Origin of the sequence: Burkholderia sp. AU16741 (assembly GCF_002223345.1) — a bacterium.
Taxonomy (GTDB): domain Bacteria; phylum Pseudomonadota; class Gammaproteobacteria; order Burkholderiales; family Burkholderiaceae; genus Burkholderia; species Burkholderia sola.
Genome location: NZ_NKEZ01000009.1, coordinates 180,598 through 202,383, shown reverse-complemented (window position 1 = coordinate 202,383; position 21,786 = coordinate 180,598). Strand labels below are relative to the sequence as shown.

Sequence of the window (21,786 nt, the reverse complement as noted above, 5' to 3'; positions counted from 1 at the left end):
GCACGTCTTACCCCGAATTCCGCCCCACATCATGAATACCGCCAACCGCAAACCCCTGCCCGGCACGTCGCTGGACTATTTCGACGCGCGCGCCGCGGTCGACGCGATCGCGCCCGGCGCGTACGACACGCTGCCGTACACGTCGCGCGTGCTCGCCGAAAACCTCGTGCGCCGTTGCGATCCGGCGATCCTCGCCGATTCGCTGAAGCAGATCATCGAGCGCAAGCGCGAACGCGATTTCCCGTGGTTCCCGGCGCGCGTGGTGTGCCACGACATCCTCGGGCAGACGGCGCTCGTCGATCTCGCCGGCCTGCGCGACGCGATCGCCGACGGCGGCGGCGACCCGGCGAAGGTGAACCCGGTCGTGCCCGTGCAGCTGATCGTCGACCACTCGCTCGCCGTCGAATGCGGCGGCTTCGACCCGGACGCGTTCGCGAAGAACCGCGCGATCGAGGATCGCCGCAACGAGGATCGCTTCCACTTCATCGAGTGGACGAAGAAGGCGTTCGAGAACGTCGACGTGATCCCGCCGGGCAACGGCATCATGCACCAGATCAACCTTGAGAAGATGTCGCCGGTGATCCAGGTGCAGGACGGCGTCGCCTATCCGGACACCTGCGTCGGCACCGACAGCCACACGCCGCACGTCGATGCGCTCGGCGTGATCGCGATCGGCGTGGGCGGGCTGGAGGCCGAGAACGTGATGCTCGGCCGCGCGTCGTGGATGCGCCTGCCCGACATCGTCGGCGTCGAACTGACCGGCAAGCGTCAACCGGGCATCACCGCGACCGACGTCGTGCTCGCGCTGACCGAGTTCCTGCGCAAAGAGAAGGTGGTCGGCGCGTATCTGGAGTTCCGTGGCGAAGGCGCGGCGAGCCTCACGCTCGGCGATCGCGCGACGATCTCGAACATGGCGCCCGAGTATGGCGCGACGGCCGCGATGTTCTTCATCGACGGCCAGACGACCGACTATCTGCGCCTCACCGGCCGCAGCGACGAGCAGGTGAAGCTCGTCGAGACCTACGCGAAGGCGGCGGGCCTGTGGGCCGATACGCTCGCGAACGCGCAATACGAGCGCACGCTGACGTTCGACCTGTCGAGCGTCGTGCGCAACATGGCCGGCCCGTCGAATCCGCACAAGCGGCTGCCGACGTCCGATCTCGCCGCGCGCGGAATCGCCGGTCACTGGGAAGAGAAGCCGGGCGAGATGCCCGACGGCGCGGTGATCATCGCCGCGATCACGAGCTGCACGAACACCAGCAACCCGCGCAACGTGATCGCCGCGGCCTTGCTCGCGCGCAACGCGAACGCGAAGGGCCTCACGCGCAAGCCGTGGGTGAAGAGTTCGCTCGCGCCCGGCTCGAAGGCGGTCGAGTTGTATCTCGAAGAAGCGAACCTGCTGCCGGAACTCGAGAAGCTCGGCTTTGGCATCGTCGCGTTCGCATGCACGACCTGCAACGGGATGTCGGGCGCGCTCGACCCGAAGATCCAGCAGGAGATCGTCGAGCGCGACCTGTACGCGACGGCCGTGCTGTCCGGCAACCGCAACTTCGACGGTCGCATCCACCCGTATGCGAAGCAGGCGTTCCTCGCATCGCCGCCGCTCGTCGTCGCGTACGCGATCGCCGGCACGATCCGCTTCGACATCGAGAAGGACGTGCTGGGCCACGATCAGGGCGGCCAGCCCGTCACGCTGAAGGACATCTGGCCGACCGACGAGGAGATCGACGCGATCGTCGCGTCGAGCGTGAAGCCCGAGCAGTTCCGCAAGGTCTACGAGCCGATGTTCGCGCGCAGCGCCGACGCCGGCGAGCGCGCGGCGCCGCTGTACGACTGGCGCGCGCAGAGCACGTACATCCGCCGCCCGCCGTACTGGGAAGGCGCGCTGGCCGGCGAACGCACGTTGAAGGGCATGCGGGCGCTCGCGGTGCTCGGCGACAACATCACGACCGACCACCTGTCGCCGTCGAACGCGATCCTGCCGAACAGCGCGGCCGGCGAATATCTCGCGAAGATGGGCCTGCCGGAAGAGGACTTCAACTCGTACGCGACGCACCGCGGCGACCACCTGACCGCGCAGCGCGCGACCTTCGCGAACCCGACGCTCGTCAACGAGATGGTGGTCGTCGACGGCGCGGTGAAGAAGGGCTCGCTCGCGCGTGTCGAGCCGGAAGGCAAGGTCATGCGGATGTGGGAAGCGATCGAGACGTACATGAATCGCAAGCAGCCGCTGATCGTCGTGGCCGGCGCCGACTACGGCCAGGGCTCGTCGCGCGACTGGGCCGCGAAGGGCGTGCGGCTCGCGGGCGTCGAGGCGATCGCCGCCGAAGGCTTCGAGCGGATCCACCGCACGAACCTGATCGGGATGGGCGTGCTGCCGCTCGAGTTCAAGCCGGGCACCAACCGGACGACGCTCGGCATCGACGGCACCGAAACCTTCGACGTGATCGGCGAGCGCACGCCGCGCGCCGACCTGACGCTCGTGATTCATCGCAGGAACGGCGAGCGCGTCGAGGTGCCGATGACGTGCCGGCTCGATACGGCCGAGGAAGTGTCGATCTACGAAGCGGGCGGCGTGCTGCAGCGTTTCGCGCAGGACTTCCTCGAATCGTCGCAGGCAGCCTGACCGGCGCACACAGGGATAACGCAAACATGGCTCACATTCCGCAAATCAGGATTCCCGCGACCTACATGCGCGGCGGCACCAGCAAGGGCGTGTTCTTCCGGCTTCAGGACCTGCCGGATGCCGCGCAGGCGCCGGGCGCCGCGCGCGACGCGCTGCTACTGCGCGTGATCGGCAGCCCCGATCCGTACGGCAAGCAGATCGACGGGATGGGCGGCGCGACGTCGTCCACCAGCAAGACGGTGATCGTGTCGAAAAGCACGCGGCCGGGGCATGACGTCGACTACCTGTTCGGGCAGGTCGCGATCGACCGCGCATTCGTCGACTGGACGGGCAACTGCGGCAACCTGTCGGCGGCGGTCGGCCCGTTCGCGATCGGAGGCGGGCTCGTCGATCCGGCGCGCGTGCCGCGCGACGGTGTCGCGACCGTGCGGATCTGGCAGGCGAACATCGGCAAGACGATCATTGCCCATGTGCCGATGACAAACGGCGCGGTGCAGGAGACGGGCGACTTCGAACTGGACGGCGTCACGTTCCCGGCCGCCGAAGTGCAGCTCGAATTCATGGACCCGGCCGCCGAGGAAGAAGGCGCGGGCGGCTCGATGTTCCCGACCGGCAACCTCGTCGACGATCTGGCCGTGCCGGGCATCGGCACGCTGAAGGCGACGATGATCAACGCGGGCATCCCGACGATCTTCGTCGACGCGGAAGCGATCGGCTACACGGGCACCGAGCTGCAGGACGCGATCAACGGCGACCCGAAGGCGCTCGAGAAGTTCGAGACGATCCGTGCGCACGGCGCGCTGCGCATGGGCCTGATCGACACGCTCGACGAAATCGCGACGCGCCAGCACACACCGAAGATCGCGTTCGTCGCGAAGCCGGCCGACTACGTCGCGTCGAGCGGCAAGCGCGTGAACGCGGGCGACGTCGACCTGCTGGTGCGCGCGATGTCGATGGGCAAGCTGCACCACGCGATGATGGGCACGGCGGCGGTCGCGATCGGCACGGCCGCGGCGATCCCCGGCACGCTCGTCAATCTGGCCGCAGGCGGTGGCGAACGCAACGCGGTGCGCTTCGGCCATCCGTCGGGCACGCTGCGGGTCGGCGCGCAAGCGCGGCACGAGAACGGCGAGTGGACCGTCACGAAGGCGATCATGAGCCGCAGCGCGCGCGTGCTGATGGAAGGCTGGGTGCGGGTGCCGGGGGATGCGTTCTGATGCATGGCGGTGAGCGCGTGCAAACCGGCGCCACTGACGCTTGAGCGATCCCTGCGCAGTGGACCCGCCGCGCAGGGATTTTTTTCGTTTGGCGTACGCGTGACGGAGGCATGCCGGTACGCCAGACGCCGGGCCGGCTTGCGTCACGCAGCACGGACGGCGGCCGATCGCGCGGCATGGAATCGGCGTGAGCGCCAAAGCGCCGCCGCCGGCCGACCGCGAAGCATGGGGTCGGCGTAAGCGCTAAAGCGCCAACGCTGATCGACAGGAGAATCGCATGTCACTCGATGCGCCGCTTTCCGGCATTCACATCGTCGAATTCGAAGGTCTCGGCCCCGGCCCGCTCGCGGGCTGGATGCTCGCCGGCATGGGCGCGCGCATCACGCTGATCGCGCGTCCGTCCGGCCGCACCAGTGCCCCGGACGCGCTGCGGGCCCGCGACGGCGATTTGCTGCGCGAAGGCAAGACGATCGTCGAACTCGACCTGAAGGCGCCGGCCGGGCGGGACGCCGCGCTCGATTTGATCGCGCAGGCCGATGCGCTGATCGAGGGGCTGCGGCCCGGGGTGATGGAGCGGCTCGGCCTCGGGCCCGGCGCTTGCGCCCGCCGCAATCCGAAGCTCGTCTACGGGCGCATGACGGGCTGGGGCCAGCACGGTCCGCTCGCGGCGGCGGCCGGGCACGACCTGAACTACGTCGCGCTGACCGGGTTGCTGTCGTTGTCCGCGCCGCGCGACGGCCGGCCGGGCGTGCCGCCGACCGTCGTCGGCGATGCGGGCGGCGCGCTCGGGCTCGCGTTCGGCATCGTCTGCGCGTTGCTCGACGTGCGCGGCGGCGGGCCGGGGCGGGTGGTCGACGGCGCGATCGTCGACATCGTGTCGACGCTCGGTTCGCTCGCGTTGTGGGCACGCGCGAACGGGCAGCTCGACGGTGCGCAGCCGAGCCTGTTCCACGACGCGCCGTTCTACGACGTATATCGCTGCGCGGACGGCGAATGCGTGACGATCGGTGCGCTCGAACCGCCGTTCTATGCGCTGCTGGTCGAACGGCTCGGGCTGACCGACGTCGATCCCGCGTCGCAGTATGACCGGGCGCGCTGGCCCGCGCTGAAGGCGCGTTTCGCGGCGGTGTTCGCGCAGCAGCCGTCCGCGCACTGGCGCGCGCTGCTCGAAGGCACCGACGCGTGCTTCGCGCCGGTGCTGAGCGTGGCCGACGCGGTTTCGCATCCGCATAACGCCGCGCGCGGCATCTATCGGATGGATGAGCACGGGAACGTGCGGGCGCGGGTGGCGCCGCGGTTCTTGCCGTTGGCGGGGGATGACGCAGCCTAGCGGCGCGATTCAGGCGCCAGGCGGCCGCGATATTGGGCGCCGGCCGTTCAGGCCGTTCTCACGCCGTTTCCGCCGGCGCATCCGGCATCTTGCCGTCGCCGACGCGGTTGATCGTGCCTTGCGCGATCGCGACGAGCCGCTCGTGGTCGCCGTCGATGACGAACACGTGGCACTGGCAGGTCGCCTGGTGCCGGCCCGCGTAGACGAGCTTCGCGCGGGCGACGAGCGTGCCGTTCACGGCCGGCCGCAGGTAGTTGATCTTGTATTCGGCGGTGATCACGCGCGGGCCGAGCACGAGCGCGCCGGCGAACGTCAGCGCGTTGTCCGCGAGATAGCTGACGACGCCGCCGTGCACGAAACCGTGCTGCTGCCGCAATTCCTCGCGCACGGGCAGACACAGCGACACTTCGTTGTCGCCGATATGCATCAGTTGCGTGCCCAGCAGCATGCTGAACGGCTGCGCGCGCAATGCGCCGCGCGCGTGGTCCGTGATGTCGGTCATCGAACTTCCCTCGAAATGAGTCCCCGCTTGCGCTGAACTCTAGGAAGGGGGCTCCGGATAAGCAAGGAAATTCGTCCGCGTTTCGTGCAAATCCCGGCGCACTGCGTCGCGATTATTGCGCCGAATGCGCAAGATCCCCGCGTTTGCGGGCGATTCGACGCGAATGCGCGAGCGAAGCGCGCGATCGATCTGCGTGGGGGGCGATTTCGCCTAAAGTCCGACGAAGAAATGCCGCTAATGCCGGGGCATCGCTTCATCGTCCGCTTTCCAGGAATTCCCCCATGTTCGGAAAAATCAAGCTCGCGTCGGGTCTGCTCGGCGTGTTGACCGTGTTCTGCCTCTTCCTGTTCGCGATCGAAGCGCTCGGCTTCTGGGCGCTCGCGTCGACGCGCAGCGGCGTCGACGATCTGTCGAACGTTGCGATCACGCAGGTCGAGGCGGCCAGCCGGGCGACCGAGCAACTGCTCGACGCGCGCATCAACCTGTCGCGGGCCGGCACGCGAATGGTGCGCGGCGGCCCCAAGCCCGAAGACATCATCCGTCATGCGGGCGCGTCGCTCGCGGAAGCGGACAAGGCGTTCGCGGTGCTGACGGCGGCGCAGGCGGTCGACGACACCAACCGTACACGCGTCGCGGCGCTCACCGAGCGCTATCGCGCGCTGCGCGGCGCGCTGGGCGAGCTCGTGCAGTTCCTCGACGCCGACAACATCCAGGCGTTCCTCGACCAGCCGACCCAGGGCTTCCAGGACGCGTACATCGCCGAGCTGCATCGCTTCACCGACTATGGCGGCACCTCGAGCCGCGCGGCGCTCGACACCATCGACGGCGGCATGCTCTGGTTCAAGTCGGTCGGCATCGTGCTGCTGGTGGCGATGCTCGCGGCGAGCGCCGCGATCTACGCGGCCGCGCGGCGCGCGGTCGTCGCGCCGCTGGAGCAGGCCGGCCGCCATTTCGAGCGGATCGCGCAGGGCCGTCTCGATGAAGCCGTGCGGGCGGGCGGCGTGTTCGAGATCGACCGGATGCTGCGCGGCCTCGCCACGATGCAGACGAGCATCGCGGGCACCGTGCGCACGGTGCGCCAGGCGTCCGACGCGATCCATCTCGGCGCGGGCGAGATCGCGGGCGGCAACGCCGACCTGTCGGCGCGCACGGGCACGCAGGCCGCGTCGCTCGAGGAAACCGCCGCGAGCATGGAGGAGCTGACCGCGACCGTCCGGCAGAACACCGACAGCGCCCGCGCGGCGAGCGCGCTGGCCGACGCGGCGCTCGAAGCGACGAGCAACGGCGGCGGCGTGGTCGACAGCGTGATCGACCGGATGCGCGGCATCGCGCAGAGCTCGGGGCGCATCGCGGAGATCATCTCGGTGATCGACGGCATCGCGTTCCAGACCAACATCCTCGCGCTGAACGCCGCGGTCGAGGCCGCGCGGGCCGGCGAACAGGGGCGCGGCTTCGCGGTGGTCGCGGGCGAAGTGCGCTCGCTCGCGCAGCGCAGCGCGCAGTCGGCGAAGGAGATCAAGGCGTTGATCGAGGATTCGGTCGCGCAGATCAACGGCGGCGCGGAGCTCGTCGAACGTGCCGGCGACGCGATGCGCGCGGTGTCGGCGTCGATCACGCGCGTCGTGCAGACGATGTCGGAGATCACGGCCGCGTCGGTCGAGCAGAGCGTCGGGATCGAGCAGGTGAACCAGGCCGTCACGCAGATGGATCAGCTCACGCAGCAGAACGCGGCGCTGGTCGAGGAAGTCGCGGCGGCGGCCGCGTCGCTGAACGACCAGACCGCGCACCTGATGCAGGCGGTGTCGGTGTTCGAGCTGGGCGACGGACGCGCCGCCCGCGGCGATCGCGCGGCGCCGTCGTTCGCCGCGACGGGTTACGAACCGGCCGGCAGCGCCGCGTAGGCGGTCGCGAGGTGGTAGGGCGTCGTCGACGGCATGTCGGCACGCGACACCTGGCCGTCGGCCGTCTTGCACTCGAACCAGCCGCGCGGATGCAGGAAGCGCGCGGCGAACCGCTCGATCTGCCGCGCGAGCGGCGCGGAGGCCGGCGTGCCGCCGTGCGTCGCGAGCGCGCGCAGGTATTCGGTCTGCGCCCAGATCCGCTGCGTGCCGTCGATGCACGCGCCTTGCGCGTCGAGCGCCGCGCACACGCCGCCCGTCCGCGGATCGACGCCGTATTGCTCGGCGAACGCGAACGCGCGCGACAGCGCGGCGGGGAGCCCCGTCTGCGCGAGCCGCGCGCCGGCCGCATCGACCAGATAGAACCATTCGAACTGGTGACCGGGCTCGAAACGGTTGTCGGCCGCGCCGAGCGGCAGCTCGGCCACGCAGCCGGTCGCCGCGTCGACGAAGGTGCGCTCGACGGCCTGCGCGGTGCGCGCGAGCGCATCGTCGAACGCCGGGTCGCCGAACGCATCGGCGGCCGCGAGCCACGCTTCGGTCAGATGCATCAGCGGATTCTGCAGCGCGCCGCTGCCGGACGACGAGAAATCGGCGTGGCGCGCGGCATCGAGCAACGCGTCGCCGGGGCGCGGCGCGAAGCGATCCTCGATCAGCGCGGCGGTGGCTTCGGCCACCGTGCGCGCGGCGGCGTCGCCCGACGCCGCATGCCATGCGGCGCACGCGAACACGATGAACGCGTGCGTATAGAGATCCTTGTTCGTATCGAGCGGCGCGCCCTGCGCGTCGACGCTGTAGATCCAGCCGCCGTGGCGCGGATCGCGAAAGTGCCGGCACAGCGCATCGAACAGCGTGGCCGCGTGCGCGGTGTCGCCGGCCTGCGCGAACACGAACAGTTGCCTCGCGCACGCCATCGCGCGATAACGGGTCGCGGGCAACGGCGCGTGGGTGGCCGGATCGACGGCTTCGAACGGCAGGTGCAATGCTGGGTCGAACCCTGAACCCCGCCAGATCGGCAAGACGACGTGCGCGAAATGGTGGCGCAACTGGGCGGCCTGGGCGGAAGCGGAGTCGGAAACGGACATGGCGGGGTTGAGCGCTTGGATCGAAACGTGTCGGCGCGGCCCGGAGAATCGGCGCGGCCGGGGCCAAGGATAAAACATTCCGCGCGGGCGGCACCAAAAAAAGGAGATAAATACGATGCTCAGCAACCTGGAACTCGTGATGCGGCTCGTTCTCGCGGCGGCGCTCGGCAGCGTCATCGGCTTCGAGCGCGAGCGCCTGTCGTGGGCGGCCGGCCTGCGCACGCACATGCTGGTGTGCGTCGGCTCGACGCTGATCATGATCGTATCGGCGTTCGGTTTCGCCGACGTGCTCGGCTCCAGCGACCACGTCGTGCTCGATCCGTCGCGGATCGCCGCGCAGGTCGTGTCGGGCATCGGCTTTCTCGGCGCGGGCTCGATTCTGCTGCGTGGTGAAATCGTGCGCGGGCTGACGACGGCCGCGAGCCTGTGGTCGGTCGCCGCGATCGGCCTCGCGGTGGGCGGCGGGCTCTATGTCGCGGCGATTTCGGCGACGATCATCATTCTGATCATCCTGGCCGGCATCAAGCCGCTGGAGCGGCGCTATTTCACGGTGCGCCAGCGGCGCCAGCTTGCGTTGACGGTGGCGAGCGGCACGCTGACGTTCGATTCGCTGCACGCGGCGCTCGGCCCCGACAGTGCGCGCGTGAAGCAGTTCATCGTGCAGCGTGCCGACGACACGGGCGAGCAGGACGAGGTGCGCATCGCGCTGGCGCGGGTGTCGGAACTCGAATACAAGGCGATCTGCGCCAAGCTGCGCGCACTGCCGGGCGTCACGCGTTTCGACGGCGGGAACGGGCTGGGGGGCGACGAATAGCGTGATTCGATTGCGTGACTCGGTTGCGGGGCGTGCGACAATGGCCGACCACCGATTCCGTTCGACATCCGGGTTCGCGCCTGCGGGCCCCGCTATCCGATTTCCATGACCGAATCCGTTTCCCCGCCTCGCTCCCGCTCCCGTTCCACCCGTTCGTCGGCCCGTTCGCGGCCGCGCTCGGCCGCTGCGGCCGGCAGCACGTCCGCCAGGGCGACGGCACGATCCGGCGGCGCACCGGCCGGCGACGCGCCGCGCGACGAACGGACGCTCGACTTGTTCGGCGATCCGGTGCTGGAGCCGGGCGAGCGCATGCCGGTTGCGGCGCGCGATGAAGCGGTCATGGAAGCCGATGTTGCGGTCGGTGTCGACGATGGCCGACAGGCCACGCTGGACGGGTTCACCCCGCCTGCGGATATGGATGCGGCTGGGGCGACGCATGCGGACGCCGAAGGTGCGGCGACGACGGATGAGGCGGCCAAGGTCGTTTCGACGCCGGAACGCGACGTGGCCGCGAACGTCGGCGGCGCATCGGCAGAGGGTCTTGCAACGAAGGCCGCCGATTTGCCTGCAGGCGATGGCGGTGTAACGCAGATCGACGTGCCCGTGGTCGACGGCGCAGCGAACGCGGCGGCGAAGCTGCAAGCCGCCGATGGCGCTGCGGTGCAGGCGGCGGAATCGCAGGCGGCGGAGAGCGAAGTCGCGAAGCCTGTCGTCGAGGCGGCGCGCGTCAAATCGCGCGAGGGGAAATCTTCGGGCGATGCCGTGAAGGAGCGTCGCGCGTCGTCGGGCGGCAAGCGCCGGGTGGCTGCCGGCGCAAGCGAAGCGACGGCGACGCAAGCCGCACCGGTTCCGACAGGCATCGATTCGAAGCCGGAGGCGGTTGACTCGAACGCGTCGCCGGTCGTTGCCGCACCGGTCGAGCCGCAGACCTCGACACAACCGGCACAACCGCCCGAACCGGCAATCGCCTCGCATTCCGCGACGCCGCGCGACACGGCCCGGCAGCCCGACGCTTCGCCGTCGCCGGTCGCGCAGCCGGTGGCTTCCGCCGCATCGTTCGTGACCAAGCCATCGTCGGAGCGTACGCAACCGGCCGCGCCGGCCTTCGATCCGGACACGCACCTGCGCCCGCTGACCGACCGGATCGCCGCGTTGCAGTCGGACGTGGACGGCCTGACGCGCTCGGCCGATCGCGAGATGCGTCGCGTCAACCGCCTGCTGCTTGCGCTGGCGGTCGTCGTGCTGGCTGGGCTCGTCGCGCTGGTGCTGCAAACGCGCCAGATCGCGCACCTGAAGCAGGACGTCGCCACCAAGCAGCAACGGATCGATCGCCTCGCGGCCGATCTGTCGACGCAGCAGGCCACACTGATGACGCTCGAGGAGCACCACGAAGCGCTGCTGTCGCAAGTCGACCGGCTTCAGCGCAACGCGAACCGCGAGGCGGCCGTCGGGAAGCGGGCTCATCGCGCGCGGTAATCGTTTCGACCCCATCCTGACAGCCCGACGCAGCAAGGATCGCCGTTCCGAACCGGCGACCGGGTGTCGCGCACGTGCGGCAAACCGATGCAGTGCACTGGCAGAGTTCAGGGAAAACCCTTAGAATAGAGGCCATCTAAGGGAAAACCCTAGCCACGTCTGTCAGGAGTCTCACATGAGCTTCATCTTCGCCCTGCTGCAAAAAATCGACGACCTCTTCGTGTCCCCGCATCTGCCGCTCGACGCCGAATACTCGTACGCCGCGCGTCATGCGGAAGCCGAGCGCGTGCGCCGTGCGCAACTCGTGCCGATCGTCCTGTACCGTCGCTGATTCGCTGATTCGCTGATTCGCTGATTCGCTGATTCGGCGCGGCGTCCGCCGCACCTGCCTGCCTGTTTTCCGCCGCCGCCTCGCGCGCCGGTGCGACTGTCCCGCTACACTGGAAGTCCGATTCCGTTCACGGCGACCGGGCCATGCTGCAGATGCGGCCGATGACGGCCGGCGAATTCCACGCGTACCGCACGCGAGCCATCGACGGCTACGCGCGCGACCTCGTTTCCTCCGGGCAAAATGCTGTCGACGACGCGGCCGATCGTGCGCGCGCCTGTTTCGACACGCTGCTGCCGGACGGCCTGCTGACCGCCGGCCAGACCCTCGTCACGCTCATCGACGGCGCCAGCGGCGACGCGGTGGGTGACCTTTGGTACGCGATCGTCCCCGAAGGGCCGAACCGCACATTGTTCATCTACGACCTCGACATCGTCCCGTCCCGGCGCCGCCAGGGCTGGGCCACGCGTGCGCTCGACGCGCTCGACGCCGAGGCGCGCCGCTACGGTGTCACCGAGATCGGGCTGTCGGTGTTCAATCACAACGCGGCGGCGCGTGCGCTGTATCGCGCGTGCGGCTTCGCGCCGATCACCACGACGTTGATCAAACCCGTCGTGTCGAACTGAATCGGCGGGCCGACGATGCGTTGTCACATGCTGCCGGTTTGGCGCGCTGCGTCGCCGGCCAACGCCGGCACGCTTCCTGATCGATCCTTCTTGTTGGCCAAACGCCAAACGCCAAACGCCAAACGCCAAACGCCAAACGCCAAACGCCAAACGCCAAACGCCAAACGCCAAACGCCAAACGCCAAACGCCAAACGCCAAACGCCAAACGCCAAACGCCAAACGCCAAACGCCAAACGCCAAACGACCCGTCCGGCCCCCGTATTCACCGCCCGCCTCGTCAACGCGCGCGGCCTTTCCATCTCCGCAGCAGCAATGCGTTGGTCACGACGCTGACGCTGGAAAACGCCATCGCCGCGCCCGCGATCACCGGGTTCAGCAAGCCGAGCGCCGCGAGCGGCACGCCGACCAGGTTGTAGACGAACGCCCAGAACAGGTTCTGCTGGATCTTGCGGTACGTACGTTTGGAGATGTCGATCGCGTCGGCGACGAGTGCCGGGTCGCCGCGCATCAGCGTGATACCGGCCGTGTGCATCGCGACGTCGGTGCCGGTCGCCATCGCGATGCCGACGTCCGCGGCGGCGAGCGCGGGCGCATCGTTGATCCCGTCCCCGACCATCGCGACGATCCCGCCGTGCGTGCGCTTCAGTTCGGCGACGACGCGTGCCTTGTCGTCGGGCAGCACCTGCGCGTGCACTTCGCCGATGCCGAGCGCCGCCGCGACGGCCGCCGCGCTGCCGCGGTTGTCGCCCGTCACGAGTGCGCTCGCGACGCCGCGCGCCGACAGCGCCGCGATCGCGTCGCGGGCACCCGGCTTCACGGTATCGCCGAATGCGATCAGCGCGAGCACCGCGCGCGGCGCATCGGCACGCATCAGCCACGAGATCGTGTTGCCGGCGTGCTCGAGCTCCGCCGCGCGGGCGTCGAGCGCCGGCGGCACCGCGATGCCGAGTTCGTCGCGCCAGCGCGTGCTGCCGAGCGCGAGCCGCTGCGCGCCGACGTGCGCTTCGACGCCGCGTCCGGCCACCGCGCGCGCATCGGTCGCGACGACCGGCTCCGCCGCGCCGCCCTGCGCGGCCACGTCCGCGTCATGCGCGGCGACCACCGCACGCGCGAGCGGATGGTCGCTCTGCCGCTGCACGGCCGCCGCGAGCGCGAGCGCTTCGGCACGCGGCACGCCGACGGCGTCGAACGCCGTCACGGACGGTTTGCCTTCGGTCAGCGTGCCCGTCTTGTCGAATGCGATCACGGTCGTGCGCTGCGCGAGTTCGAGCGCCTGCGCGTCCTTGATCAGCACGCCGTGCCGGGCCGCGACGCCCGTGCCGGCCATGATCGCGGCGGGCGTCGCGAGACCGAGCGCGCACGGGCACGCGATCACGAGCACCGCGACCGCGTTGAGGATCGCGGTCTCCATCCCGGCGCCGGCGATCAGCCAGCCGACCAGCGTCAGCACGGCGATGCCGAGGATCGCCGGCACGAACACCTCGCTGACGCGATCGACGAGCCGCTGGATCGGCGCCTTCTCGGCCTGCGCGGATTCGACGAGGCGGATGATGCGCGCGAGCGTCGTTTCCGCGCCGATCGCGGTGGTTTCGACGACGAGCGCGCCTTCGCCGTTGATCGAGCCAGCCGTGACGGTGTCGCCGTCGTCCTTCGGCACGGGCAGGCTTTCGCCGGTGATCAGCGATTCGTCGATGTGCGAGCGGCCCGACACGATCCGTCCGTCGACGGGCACGCGCTCGCCGGGCCGGATGCCGACGTGCGTGCCGACGCGCACCTGCGACAGCGGCACGTCGCGTTCGACGCCGTGCTCGACGACGCGCGCGCGGTCGGGACGCAGCGCGTTCAGCGCGCGGATCGCCTCGGTGGTCTGGCGCTTCGCGCGCGATTCGAGCCACTTGCCGAAGCGTACGAGCGTGACGATCACGGCCGACGCCTCGAAATACAGATGGCCGGGATGCGCGGGATCGCGCAGCAGCATCCACAGGCTCAGCCCGTACGCGGCCGACGTGCCGAGCGCGACGAGCAGGTCCATGTTGCCGGTGCGCGCCTTCACCGCATGCCAGGCCGCGCGGTAGAAGCGCGCGCCGAAGCCGAACTGCACGATCGACGCGAGCACGAGCTGGAGCCAGCCGGGCAGCATCAGGTCGATGCCGAACGGGGCGGCGAGCATCGGCGCGACGAGCGGCGCGCTCAGCACGGCGGCCCCGATCACGAGGTTGCGTTCGCGGATCGCGTCGCGGCGCTTGCGGGCATCGGGGTCCTGCGCGGGGCCGGCCGGCTGCAAGTCGGCGCCGGCCGTTGCGCCGGCGGGTGACGCGGCCGGAAGCGACGCATGGTAGCCGGCTGTGGTGACCGCCGCGATCAGCGTGGCGGCGTCGAGTGCGCCGGCGCCGTGCACCGATGCGCGCTCGGTCGCGAGGTTGACCGTCGCGCGTGCGACGCCCGGCACGGCGGCCAGCGCTTTCTCGACGCGCCCGGCGCAGGACGCGCAGGTCATGCCGCCGATGTCGAGTTCGACGTCGGTGGCAGCGGCGGTAGCGGGCGGCGCGGCGGCGGCCGAAGTCGCGCCGTAGCCGGCCTGTTTCACCGCTTCGACAAGCTGCGCGGCGGAGACGTCGTTCGACGCATCGACCGTCGCGCGTTCGGTCGCGAGGTTGACCGACGCCCGCGTGACGCCCGGCACCTTCGCGAGCGTTTTTTCGACGCGTGACACGCAGGACGCGCAGGTCATCCCGTCGATGTCGAGTTCGATGCTTGCGGGCGCGGGCGCGGTGGGCAATGCAGTGGCGGTGGCCGGGACGACGGTGTCCGACGCAGTCGGCGTCGCACCATAGCCGGCCTGCTTCACGGCGTCCGCCAACTGCGTGGCCGAAACGCCAGCCGACGCGTCGATCGTCGCGCGCTCCGTCGCGAGGTTGACCGATGCGCGCGTGACGCCCGGCACCTTCGCGAGCGCCTTTTCGACGCGTGACACGCATGACGCGCAAGTCATCCCGTCGATATCGAGTTCGATCGTCGCGGCGGCGGGAGGAAACGCGGAGGCTGCGGACGGCGTTTCGCCGCGCAACGCGTGCGCCGAAGGCGTGGCCGCGCCGGCTTTGCCCGGCGCCTCGCGCACCGCTGCGCGATAGCCGGCCTCCCGGACGGCGTCGACGAGCCGGCCCGGCTCGACGATTTCCTGCGCCGTGACCGTCGCCGCATGCGCATCGAGATCGACCGCCGCATCGACGACGCCCGGCACGGCGGCCAGCGCGCGCTGCACGCGGCCCGTGCAGCCGCCGCAATGCATGCCGTCAACGCTCAGTTCGATCGTTTGCAGCGCCGCGGAGGCGAGTGGTTCAGTCATGTCGGATTCCCCAAAAGCGCGGTTCGTGCCGCGAATGGTTCCAGTATCAACATTCCCATGATGGTAAGGTCAAGCGTCGGCGACGATGCGACGCAGGTTATGCGCACAGGGTGGCACAACGCGGAAAAAGCGATCGCCCGGCTTCCGTACGGACGCGCCGGGCGATCGTGTCGTGGTGTGCGCGTACGCGCTCAGGCGCAGAGCTTGGCGCTCGCCAGGCGATTGAGGCTGACGCCCTGTTCGGCGGCCTGGATGACCAGCGCGCGGTGCGCCTGTGGCGGGATGCGGACCTTGAACTCGCCGCTGTAGGTTCGGTCGGCGATCGGTTCGGGCACCTTTTCGCCGTTCACGATCAGGTCGCTCACGACGTCGGCAACGAGCCGGCGAATGCCGACCAGCGCGCCTTCCGGGGTTGCATCGAGCCACGAAAGAGAGGGGAATTCCGCGCAGAGGCCGACGTGCTCACCGTCCTCCGGGGACCACGTTACGCGGTACGTAAAGTGGTCTTGGGTCATGATTTCTGTTCCTTCAGTCGATCGATCGCGTCGAGAACCTGCCGCACCTGATAAGCCTTGGCTTTCCCGCGATCATTCTGGATATTCACTCGAGGATCGCCTTGCCACGGTGTCTTGAAATAGCATGGCTGGAACCGGATTGGCGGGCCGCTCCGAAGGGGGGCTTCGCAGATCTCGAACAGATCGTTGAAGCGCACATTCGCGGGCTCGCGCCTCATTGGGTCGAGGATCTTCCATTCGCTTGCCATAGCAAAAATGGTGTCAATAGTGGCACCATTTGTCAATCCGGGCCGACGGTTCTCACCCGACCATCGTTCCAGCGCGACCGAACCGTTCCGGATTTTTGCGGAATCCCGTGAACTCTTTCAGATTTTTTGACGATCCGGCTAGCGTTTTACCCGTTATTCGGCATATTGGGGGATGCCCTTAGGCGCTATGATACCGGCCTGACATCAGCGCCCACCGTTACGAAACGTCATGAACGGTCGTCCGGGCACGCTGGGGTGCCTTGCTTCGCCGTTCGCGAGACGAACAAGGCGTTGACTGAAAAGAACGATATTCGGCCCGTAATCCATGATTGAAAACCAGCGAGAATCAGTTTCTCTGCGACGCGCGTGCGCGTCGCTGGCCATTGCGGCGTTGCTTGCGGGATGCGCGTCGCAACCGGACGCGATCCAGCGGAAAACCGGCTGGATGCGCGCGGAAGTCGCCGACTCCTATATCTATGCGTATCCGCTCGTGCTGATGGACGTCGCGAAGGAAGCGGCGACGGGCGGCGACGGCGCGCAACCGGGGCAGGCGCCGCTCAACACGCTGCGCCACGCGCAGGCGCTGCCGCCCGTCGGCGCGGTCAATCCGCCGCTGCCGGGCGTCGACACGCTCGACTCGAGCGGCTGGCTCGACGTCGCCGCCGAACCCGTGATCGTCACGCTGCCCGACACGCGCGGCCGCTATTGGGACGCGCGCGCACTCGACATGTGGACGAACGTGTTGTGGTCGTCGTCGAGCGTCGCCGCCCGCGGTGCGCGTGGCGCCGGGCGATCGCAAACGATTGCCTTCGCCGCGAAGGCATGGCAGGGCACGCTGCCGAAGGGCGTGGTGCGCGTCGACGTGCCGTCCGCCAATGCGTGGCTCGAGGTGCGGCTGCAGACGAGCGGCGGCCGCGACCTGACAAACGTGAAGAAACTGCAGCGCGCGATCCGCGTGGTGCCGCTGTCGGTCTACACGGGTGCCGAGCGCGGCGCGTCGGTCGCGGTCCACGCGGGCAGCGCGCCGTCCGAAGCGGTGGGCGGCGGCACGCCGGCCGAGCAGGTCGCCGCGCTCGACCCGAAGGCGTTCTTCACGCGCTTCGCGCGGGCGCTGCAGGACAATCCGCCGCCGGGCGACGACGCGCACGCACAGGAATCGCTCGGCGACATCGGCGTGACGGCCGGCTATCCGGTGCTGTGGACGGGCGACCGTCTCACGGCCGCGACGGCCGGCGTGGCCGAGGCGCGCGCGCGGCTCGCGACGCCGCCGTCGAACCTGCTGAACGCGAACGGCTGGACGTGGATCGGCGATACGGCCGGCAAGTACGGCCAGGATTACGCGCTCCGCGCGTACGCGGCCTACACGCAGTTCGGCACCGCGACGCGCGACGACGAGACGCTCGCGGTCACCCGCGTCGACAGCGACGGTCACGCACTGAACGGCGCGAACCGCTACGTGCTGCATTTCGCGCCGGGCGCGCTGCCGCCGGTGCGCGCATTCTGGACGCTCACCCCATACACGACCAACGGCGCGCTGCCCGACGTCGGGTCGGCGCGGCGCTCGCTCGGCGATCGCGACCGGCTGCGCCGCAACCGCGACGGCTCGATCGACATCGTCGTATCGGCGTCGCCGGGCGGCACGCATGCGGCCAACTGGCTGCCCGCGCCACGTACCGATTTCGCGCTCGCGTTACGGCTGTACGCACCGAAGCCGCAGGCGAGCGACGGGGCATGGATGCCGCCCGTCGTCGTCCGGAAATGAACGGTTGACCGCCGCCGTTGTCCGACGGCGGGCGCGGCGGCGGCGCCCGCCCGCCGTACCGTCCCCTCCTGAGCCTATACTTTCGGGATAGCGTGCGCGGCCGCCCGGTTTGTGCGGTGCGGCCCGGCATCCATTCCCGAGACATTCAAGCATGGCAAGCGCAGACAAAGAAACCCTACCCTCGACCCTCCATGCCCTCGGTGGCGTTGCACGCTCGCGCCGGACCCGGCGTATCGGCATCGGCCTGTTGATCCTCGTCGTTTTGTTCGGACTGCTCGGCTTCTTCGCGGCGCCGCCGCTGATCCGCCATGTCGCCGAACAGCAGTTGAGCAAGCAGCTCGACCGGCCGGCCACGATCCGGCGCATCGCACTGAACCCGTACACGCTGAACCTCGAAGCCGACGGCATCCACCTCGGCGAGCGCGGCGGCCAGGGCGACTTCATCGACATCGGCAAGCTCGTCGTGCGGCCGTCGTGGTCGTCGCTGTTTCGCGGCGCGCCGATCGTCAACGAAATCCGGCTCGATTCGCCGCGTTTTCACGTCGTCCGCTACGACGCGCAGCGCTTCAACTTCACCGACCTGATCGAGAAGTTCTCGTCGCCGTCGCCGACACCCGACAGCAAGCCGACGCAGTTCTCGGTGTCGAACATCCAGGTCAACGACGGCCGGATCGATTTCGACGATCGCCTGCTGAACGAAAAGCACGTGGTCGACAACTGGACGCTCGGCATTCCGTACATCGCGACGCTGGCCTCGAAAACCGACATCTTCGTCGAACCGAAGCTGCGCGCGCGCTTCGACGGCAGCCCGATCTCGATCGACGGCAAGACCAAGCCGTTCGCGCAGTCGCGCGAATCGGAGATCGCGCTGAAGTTCGACCGCCTCGACGTGCCGAAGCTGATCTCGTACGTGCCGGCGAAGCTGCCGGTGGCCGTGACGAGCGGCTTGCTCAGCAGCAACCTCACGGTCAATTTCGTGATGAGCGGCGAGACGCCCGCGCTGCGCGTGTCGGGCACCGTCGACCTGAACGACGCGAAGGTGACCGACCGCGCGTCGGCGCCGCTGTTCGCCGCGCGCGGCGTGCACGTCGCGGCGGCCGGGCTGGAACCGCTGCGCAATGCGATGCACTTCGACGAGATCCGGCTCGACCAGCCGGTGGTCGACCTGTCGCGCGACAAGCAGGGCGTGCTGAACGTCGAGAAGCTCGTCGCGCAACCGGCCGCCGCACCGAAGGCCGAAGCCGGCAAGACGGCCGCGCCGGCCGTCGCCGTTTCCGGTGCGTCCGCGGCTTCCGGCGCGACCGTCGCCGCGGCCAGCGGCGCCAGCGGCGCGAAGGCCGAAGGCGCCGCCTCGAAGGAAACGCCGCCGCTCGATCTGACGATCCGTCACGTCGCGATCGACGGCGGCACGATCAACGTCGACGACCGCGTGCCGGCGACGCCGACCGCACTGTCGCTGACGAAGCTCGCCGCGACGCTCGACGGCTTCACGCTGCAGGGCAAGACGCCGGCGAAATACACGCTGTCGACGTCGCTGTCGCGCGGCGGCGACTTGAAGGCCGAAGGCGCATTCAATCTCGCCGCGAAGCAGGCCGACACGAAGCTGACGGTCGCCGCGCTCGCGCTGCCGGCGCTGCAGCCGTACCTCGGCGAGGCGACGCGTGCGCGCGTGCTCGACGGCACGCTCGGCGCGACCGTCAACGCGAAGACCGACTGGGGCAAGACGCCGCTCGCCGCGGAAGTCGCGGACAGCACGGTCAGCCTGAAATCGCTGAAGATCGCCGCGCCGGACAACAAGGCGCCGGCGATCGTGCTGCCCGACGCGAACGCGAAGATCGCGAAGGTCGACGTCGCCGCGCGCACGGCGGAAATCTCGAGCGTCGACGCGAGCGGCCTTGCGCTCGACGTGAAGCGCCTGAAGGACGGCAAGATCGACCTCGCGGCGCTGGCCGAACCCGCGCAGGCGGCGGTGCCGCCGCGCACGGTCGCGCGCAAGGCGCAGGCCGCCGCGCCGTCGTGGCACTACCGGATCGACGCGCTGAACGTGAAGGATGCGTCCGCGAACTTCACCGACCTGTCGACGCCGCGCCCGGTGAAGCTGGCGATCAAGCCGCTGGAGCTGTCGGTGCAGAAGGTGAGCGACGACCTGACGAAGCCGCTGCCCGTGCAACTGAAGGCGACGCTGAATCGCAAGGGTTCGCTGAACGTGACGGGCGACGTGACCGCGCAGCCGCTGAAGCTCGGCCTGAAGATCAACGGCAACCGCGTCGACGCGGCCGCGTTCGAACCGTATTTCGGCAGCGCGCTGAACGCGACGATCGCGAGCGCGCTGCTCAACGCGCAGGGCAACCTGACGTTCGCGCAAGTGAAGGACAAGCCGCGCGCGACCTATCGCGGCGACGTCGCGCTGGTCGACGTGCGGATGCTCGACAAGGCGACGTCCGACCCGTTCGCCGGCTGGCGCTCGCTCGCGCTGTCGAACCTGAAGGCGAACTACGACGAGAAGGGCACCGACGTCGACGCCGCGCGCGTGACGTTCTCGAACTTCTACGGCCGCGTGCTGCTCGACGCGCAGGGTCGGCTGAACCTGAAGGACGTGGTCGCGAAGGAGACGGGCCCCGCGCAGTCGCTCACCCGCGACGCGAGCAAGGGCGAGCCGGTGCCGCTGTCGCCGGGCGTGACGCCGCCGGCCGCCGCGCGGGCCGCATCGGCCGCGGCCGCGCAGCAGGCGTCCGTGCCGGCCGCCGCGTCGGCGACGGTGGTCGTGAAGGCCGCGCCGCAGCCGCAGAACCCGGTGCGGATGCATTTCGGCGAACTGCTGCTGCAGAACGGCCGCGTCACGTACACGGACAACTTCATCAAGCCGAACTACACGGCGAACCTCGTCGCGATCAAGGGCACGGTCGGTGCGTTCGGCACGGATTCGACGATGTCCGCGCCGGTCGACGTCGCGGCGAACCTCGCGGGCAACGGGCCGATCTCGATCAAGGGCACGGTGAACCCGCTGATCGAGAAGCCGGCGCTCGACCTGACGGCCACCGCGCACGACATCGAGCTGACCAACCTGACGCCGTATTCCGCGAAGTACGCGGGCTATCCGATCACGAAGGGCAAGCTCAACGTCGACCTGCACTACCAGCTCGCGAACGACCAGCTGTCGGCGAACAACCACATCTTCATCGATCAGTTGACGTTCGGCGATCACGTCGAGAACGACACGGCGACGAAGCTGCCGGTGAAGCTCGCGATCTCGCTGCTGAAGAACACGCGCGGCCAGATCGACGTGAACCTGCCGGTGTCGGGGTCGCTGTCGAATCCGGAATTCAGCATCGGCGGGCTGATCTGGCACGCGGTGCTGAACCTGATCGCGAAGGCCGTCACGTCGCCGTTCACGCTGCTCGCGAATGCGTTCGGCGGCAGCGGCGGCGAGGATCTCGGCTACGTCGAGTTCGCGCCGGGCTCGTACCAGTTGACCGACGCGCAGCAGAAGAAGCTCGATACCGTCGTGAAGATGCTGACCGAGAAGCCGTCGATCCGCCTCGACCTGATCGGCCGTGTCGATCCGGCGCAGGACACGCCGGGGCTGCGCGACGCGTACGTCGAGCGGCTGGTGCGCCAGCAGAAGCTGAAGGACGTGATCGGCCAAGGCGAGAGCGTCGATCCGATGTCGGTGAAGGTCGACAAGGCCGAATACTCGAAATACCTGACGCGTGCGTACAAGGCCGCCGATTTCAAGAAGCCGCGCAACCTGGTCGGCCTGCAGAAGACGCTGCCCGATGCGGACATGAAGCAGGCGCTCGCCGATCACGCACCGGCCGACGACAACGCGCTGCGGGCGCTCGCGCAGCAGCGCGCGCAGGCCGTGCGCCAGTATCTCGACGGCAAGATCGACTCGAGCCGCATGTTCGTCGTCGCGCCGAAGCTCGACGCGAAGGGCATCTCGGACAAGGGCGCGACGACCCGCGTCGACTTCGGGCTGCAGTAAGCGTTACCGCTATCCGTCATTCGCCGC

Annotated in this window: 16 protein-coding genes; 10 read left to right on the top strand and 6 right to left on the bottom strand. The window is 69.2% G+C overall.

The window, feature by feature from the left end:
• Positions 1-31: 31 nt before the first annotated feature.
• The 3 genes from acnD (at position 32) to CFB89_RS28140 (ending at position 5,173) form a co-directional block, all read left to right on the top strand.
• Complete coding sequence (acnD, locus tag CFB89_RS28150; RefSeq protein ID WP_089470800.1) at positions 32-2,626, top strand: Fe/S-dependent 2-methylisocitrate dehydratase AcnD; 2,595 nt, start codon at positions 32-34, stop codon at positions 2,624-2,626.
• A 26-nt stretch (positions 2,627-2,652) separates the two neighbouring features.
• Complete coding sequence (prpF, locus tag CFB89_RS28145) at positions 2,653-3,843, top strand: 2-methylaconitate cis-trans isomerase PrpF (protein ID WP_089470799.1); 1,191 nt, start codon at positions 2,653-2,655, stop codon at positions 3,841-3,843.
• A 277-nt stretch (positions 3,844-4,120) separates the two neighbouring features.
• The gene (locus CFB89_RS28140; protein ID WP_089470798.1) at positions 4,121-5,173 is read left to right on the top strand and encodes a CaiB/BaiF CoA-transferase family protein; all 1,053 of its coding nucleotides are present in this window, start codon (positions 4,121-4,123) and stop codon (positions 5,171-5,173) included.
• A 58-nt stretch (positions 5,174-5,231) separates the two neighbouring features.
• On the opposite strand, the gene CFB89_RS28135 is transcribed toward CFB89_RS28140, so the two are convergent.
• Entirely contained in the window at positions 5,232-5,675 is a 444-nt protein-coding gene (locus tag CFB89_RS28135; RefSeq protein WP_089470797.1) for a PaaI family thioesterase, read from the bottom strand.
• Positions 5,676-5,956: 281 nt separating this feature from the next.
• On the opposite strand from CFB89_RS28135, the gene CFB89_RS28130 reads away from it, so the two are divergent.
• Positions 5,957-7,576, top strand: a complete 1,620-nt coding sequence (locus CFB89_RS28130) for a methyl-accepting chemotaxis protein (protein ID WP_089470796.1) — start codon at positions 5,957-5,959, stop codon at positions 7,574-7,576.
• On the opposite strand, the gene CFB89_RS28125 is transcribed toward CFB89_RS28130, so the two are convergent.
• The gene (locus CFB89_RS28125; RefSeq protein ID WP_089470795.1) at positions 7,549-8,658 is read right to left on the bottom strand and encodes an AGE family epimerase/isomerase; all 1,110 of its coding nucleotides are present in this window, start codon (positions 8,656-8,658) and stop codon (positions 7,549-7,551) included. The two genes, CFB89_RS28130 and CFB89_RS28125, sit on opposite strands and share 28 nt — an antisense overlap.
• 115 nt (positions 8,659-8,773) lie before the next feature.
• Between CFB89_RS28125 and CFB89_RS28120 the strand changes: the two genes are divergently transcribed.
• Positions 8,774-9,472 (top strand): MgtC/SapB family protein, encoded by a 699-nt coding sequence (locus CFB89_RS28120; protein WP_089470794.1) that lies wholly within the window; start codon positions 8,774-8,776, stop codon positions 9,470-9,472.
• A 92-nt stretch (positions 9,473-9,564) separates the two neighbouring features.
• Here the strand turns inward: CFB89_RS28120 and CFB89_RS35530 are convergent, their stop codons facing one another.
• A complete protein-coding gene (locus tag CFB89_RS35530) occupies positions 9,565-9,813 on the bottom strand; it encodes a hypothetical protein (protein ID WP_256979780.1) in 249 nt (82 codons plus the stop codon).
• On the opposite strand from CFB89_RS35530, the gene CFB89_RS28115 reads away from it, so the two are divergent.
• The 3 genes from CFB89_RS28115 to CFB89_RS28110 all read left to right on the top strand — a co-directional run bounded on the left by CFB89_RS28115 (position 9,812) and on the right by CFB89_RS28110 (position 11,902).
• On the top strand, positions 9,812-10,948 hold the full coding sequence (locus CFB89_RS28115; protein ID WP_256979779.1) for a flagellar hook-length control protein FliK: 1,137 nt from the start codon (positions 9,812-9,814) through the stop codon (positions 10,946-10,948). The genes CFB89_RS35530 and CFB89_RS28115 overlap by 2 nt on opposite strands.
• A gap of 175 nt (positions 10,949-11,123) precedes the next feature.
• A complete protein-coding gene (locus CFB89_RS35110; protein WP_164725512.1) occupies positions 11,124-11,279 on the top strand; it encodes a hypothetical protein in 156 nt (51 codons plus the stop codon).
• Positions 11,280-11,422: 143 nt separating this feature from the next.
• Positions 11,423-11,902 carry a GNAT family N-acetyltransferase gene (locus CFB89_RS28110; protein WP_089470792.1) on the top strand — a complete coding sequence of 160 codons (480 nt, stop codon included), beginning with the start codon at positions 11,423-11,425 and terminating at the stop codon, positions 11,900-11,902.
• Positions 11,903-12,180: 278 nt separating this feature from the next.
• Here CFB89_RS28110 and CFB89_RS28100 read toward each other — a convergent pair whose 3' ends face one another.
• The 3 genes from CFB89_RS28100 to CFB89_RS28090 form a co-directional block, all read right to left on the bottom strand.
• On the bottom strand, positions 12,181-15,249 hold the full coding sequence (locus tag CFB89_RS28100) for a heavy metal translocating P-type ATPase (RefSeq protein ID WP_089470791.1): 3,069 nt from the start codon (positions 15,247-15,249) through the stop codon (positions 12,181-12,183).
• Between the two features lie 191 nt (positions 15,250-15,440).
• Complete coding sequence (locus CFB89_RS28095; protein WP_089470790.1) at positions 15,441-15,764, bottom strand: type II toxin-antitoxin system HicB family antitoxin; 324 nt, start codon at positions 15,762-15,764, stop codon at positions 15,441-15,443.
• On the bottom strand, positions 15,761-16,012 hold the full coding sequence (locus tag CFB89_RS28090) for a toxin HicA (RefSeq protein WP_144030171.1): 252 nt from the start codon (positions 16,010-16,012) through the stop codon (positions 15,761-15,763). Before CFB89_RS28090 ends, CFB89_RS28095 begins: the two co-directional genes overlap by 4 nt.
• Before the next feature lie 325 nt (positions 16,013-16,337).
• On the opposite strand from CFB89_RS28090, the gene CFB89_RS28085 reads away from it, so the two are divergent.
• Together CFB89_RS28085 and CFB89_RS28080 are read left to right on the top strand one after the other, a co-directional pair.
• The gene (locus CFB89_RS28085; protein WP_089470789.1) at positions 16,338-17,774 is read left to right on the top strand and encodes a DUF1254 domain-containing protein; all 1,437 of its coding nucleotides are present in this window, start codon (positions 16,338-16,340) and stop codon (positions 17,772-17,774) included.
• Positions 17,775-17,925: 151 nt separating this feature from the next.
• Positions 17,926-21,759 carry a DUF748 domain-containing protein gene (locus tag CFB89_RS28080; RefSeq protein WP_089470788.1) on the top strand — a complete coding sequence of 1,278 codons (3,834 nt, stop codon included), beginning with the start codon at positions 17,926-17,928 and terminating at the stop codon, positions 21,757-21,759.
• Positions 21,760-21,786 lie beyond the last annotated feature (27 nt).

Coding starts and splice junctions, on each gene's coding strand:
- acnD (WP_089470800.1), top strand. CDS start 32: ATGAATACCGCCAACCGCAAACCCCTGCCCGGCACGTCGCTGGACTAT.
- prpF (WP_089470799.1), top strand. CDS start 2,653: ATGGCTCACATTCCGCAAATCAGGATTCCCGCGACCTACATGCGCGGC.
- CFB89_RS28140 (WP_089470798.1), top strand. CDS start 4,121: ATGTCACTCGATGCGCCGCTTTCCGGCATTCACATCGTCGAATTCGAA.
- CFB89_RS28135 (WP_089470797.1), bottom strand. CDS start 5,675: ATGACCGACATCACGGACCACGCGCGCGGCGCATTGCGCGCGCAGCCG.
- CFB89_RS28130 (WP_089470796.1), top strand. CDS start 5,957: ATGTTCGGAAAAATCAAGCTCGCGTCGGGTCTGCTCGGCGTGTTGACC.
- CFB89_RS28125 (WP_089470795.1), bottom strand. CDS start 8,658: ATGTCCGTTTCCGACTCCGCTTCCGCCCAGGCCGCCCAGTTGCGCCAC.
- CFB89_RS28120 (WP_089470794.1), top strand. CDS start 8,774: ATGCTCAGCAACCTGGAACTCGTGATGCGGCTCGTTCTCGCGGCGGCG.
- CFB89_RS28115 (WP_256979779.1), top strand. CDS start 9,812: ATGGAAGCCGATGTTGCGGTCGGTGTCGACGATGGCCGACAGGCCACG.
- CFB89_RS35530 (WP_256979780.1), bottom strand. CDS start 9,813: ATGACCGCTTCATCGCGCGCCGCAACCGGCATGCGCTCGCCCGGCTCC.
- CFB89_RS35110 (WP_164725512.1), top strand. CDS start 11,124: ATGAGCTTCATCTTCGCCCTGCTGCAAAAAATCGACGACCTCTTCGTG.
- CFB89_RS28110 (WP_089470792.1), top strand. CDS start 11,423: ATGCTGCAGATGCGGCCGATGACGGCCGGCGAATTCCACGCGTACCGC.
- CFB89_RS28100 (WP_089470791.1), bottom strand. CDS start 15,249: ATGACTGAACCACTCGCCTCCGCGGCGCTGCAAACGATCGAACTGAGC.
- CFB89_RS28095 (WP_089470790.1), bottom strand. CDS start 15,764: ATGACCCAAGACCACTTTACGTACCGCGTAACGTGGTCCCCGGAGGAC.
- CFB89_RS28090 (WP_144030171.1), bottom strand. CDS start 16,012: ATGGCAAGCGAATGGAAGATCCTCGACCCAATGAGGCGCGAGCCCGCG.
- CFB89_RS28085 (WP_089470789.1), top strand. CDS start 16,338: ATGATTGAAAACCAGCGAGAATCAGTTTCTCTGCGACGCGCGTGCGCG.
- CFB89_RS28080 (WP_089470788.1), top strand. CDS start 17,926: ATGGCAAGCGCAGACAAAGAAACCCTACCCTCGACCCTCCATGCCCTC.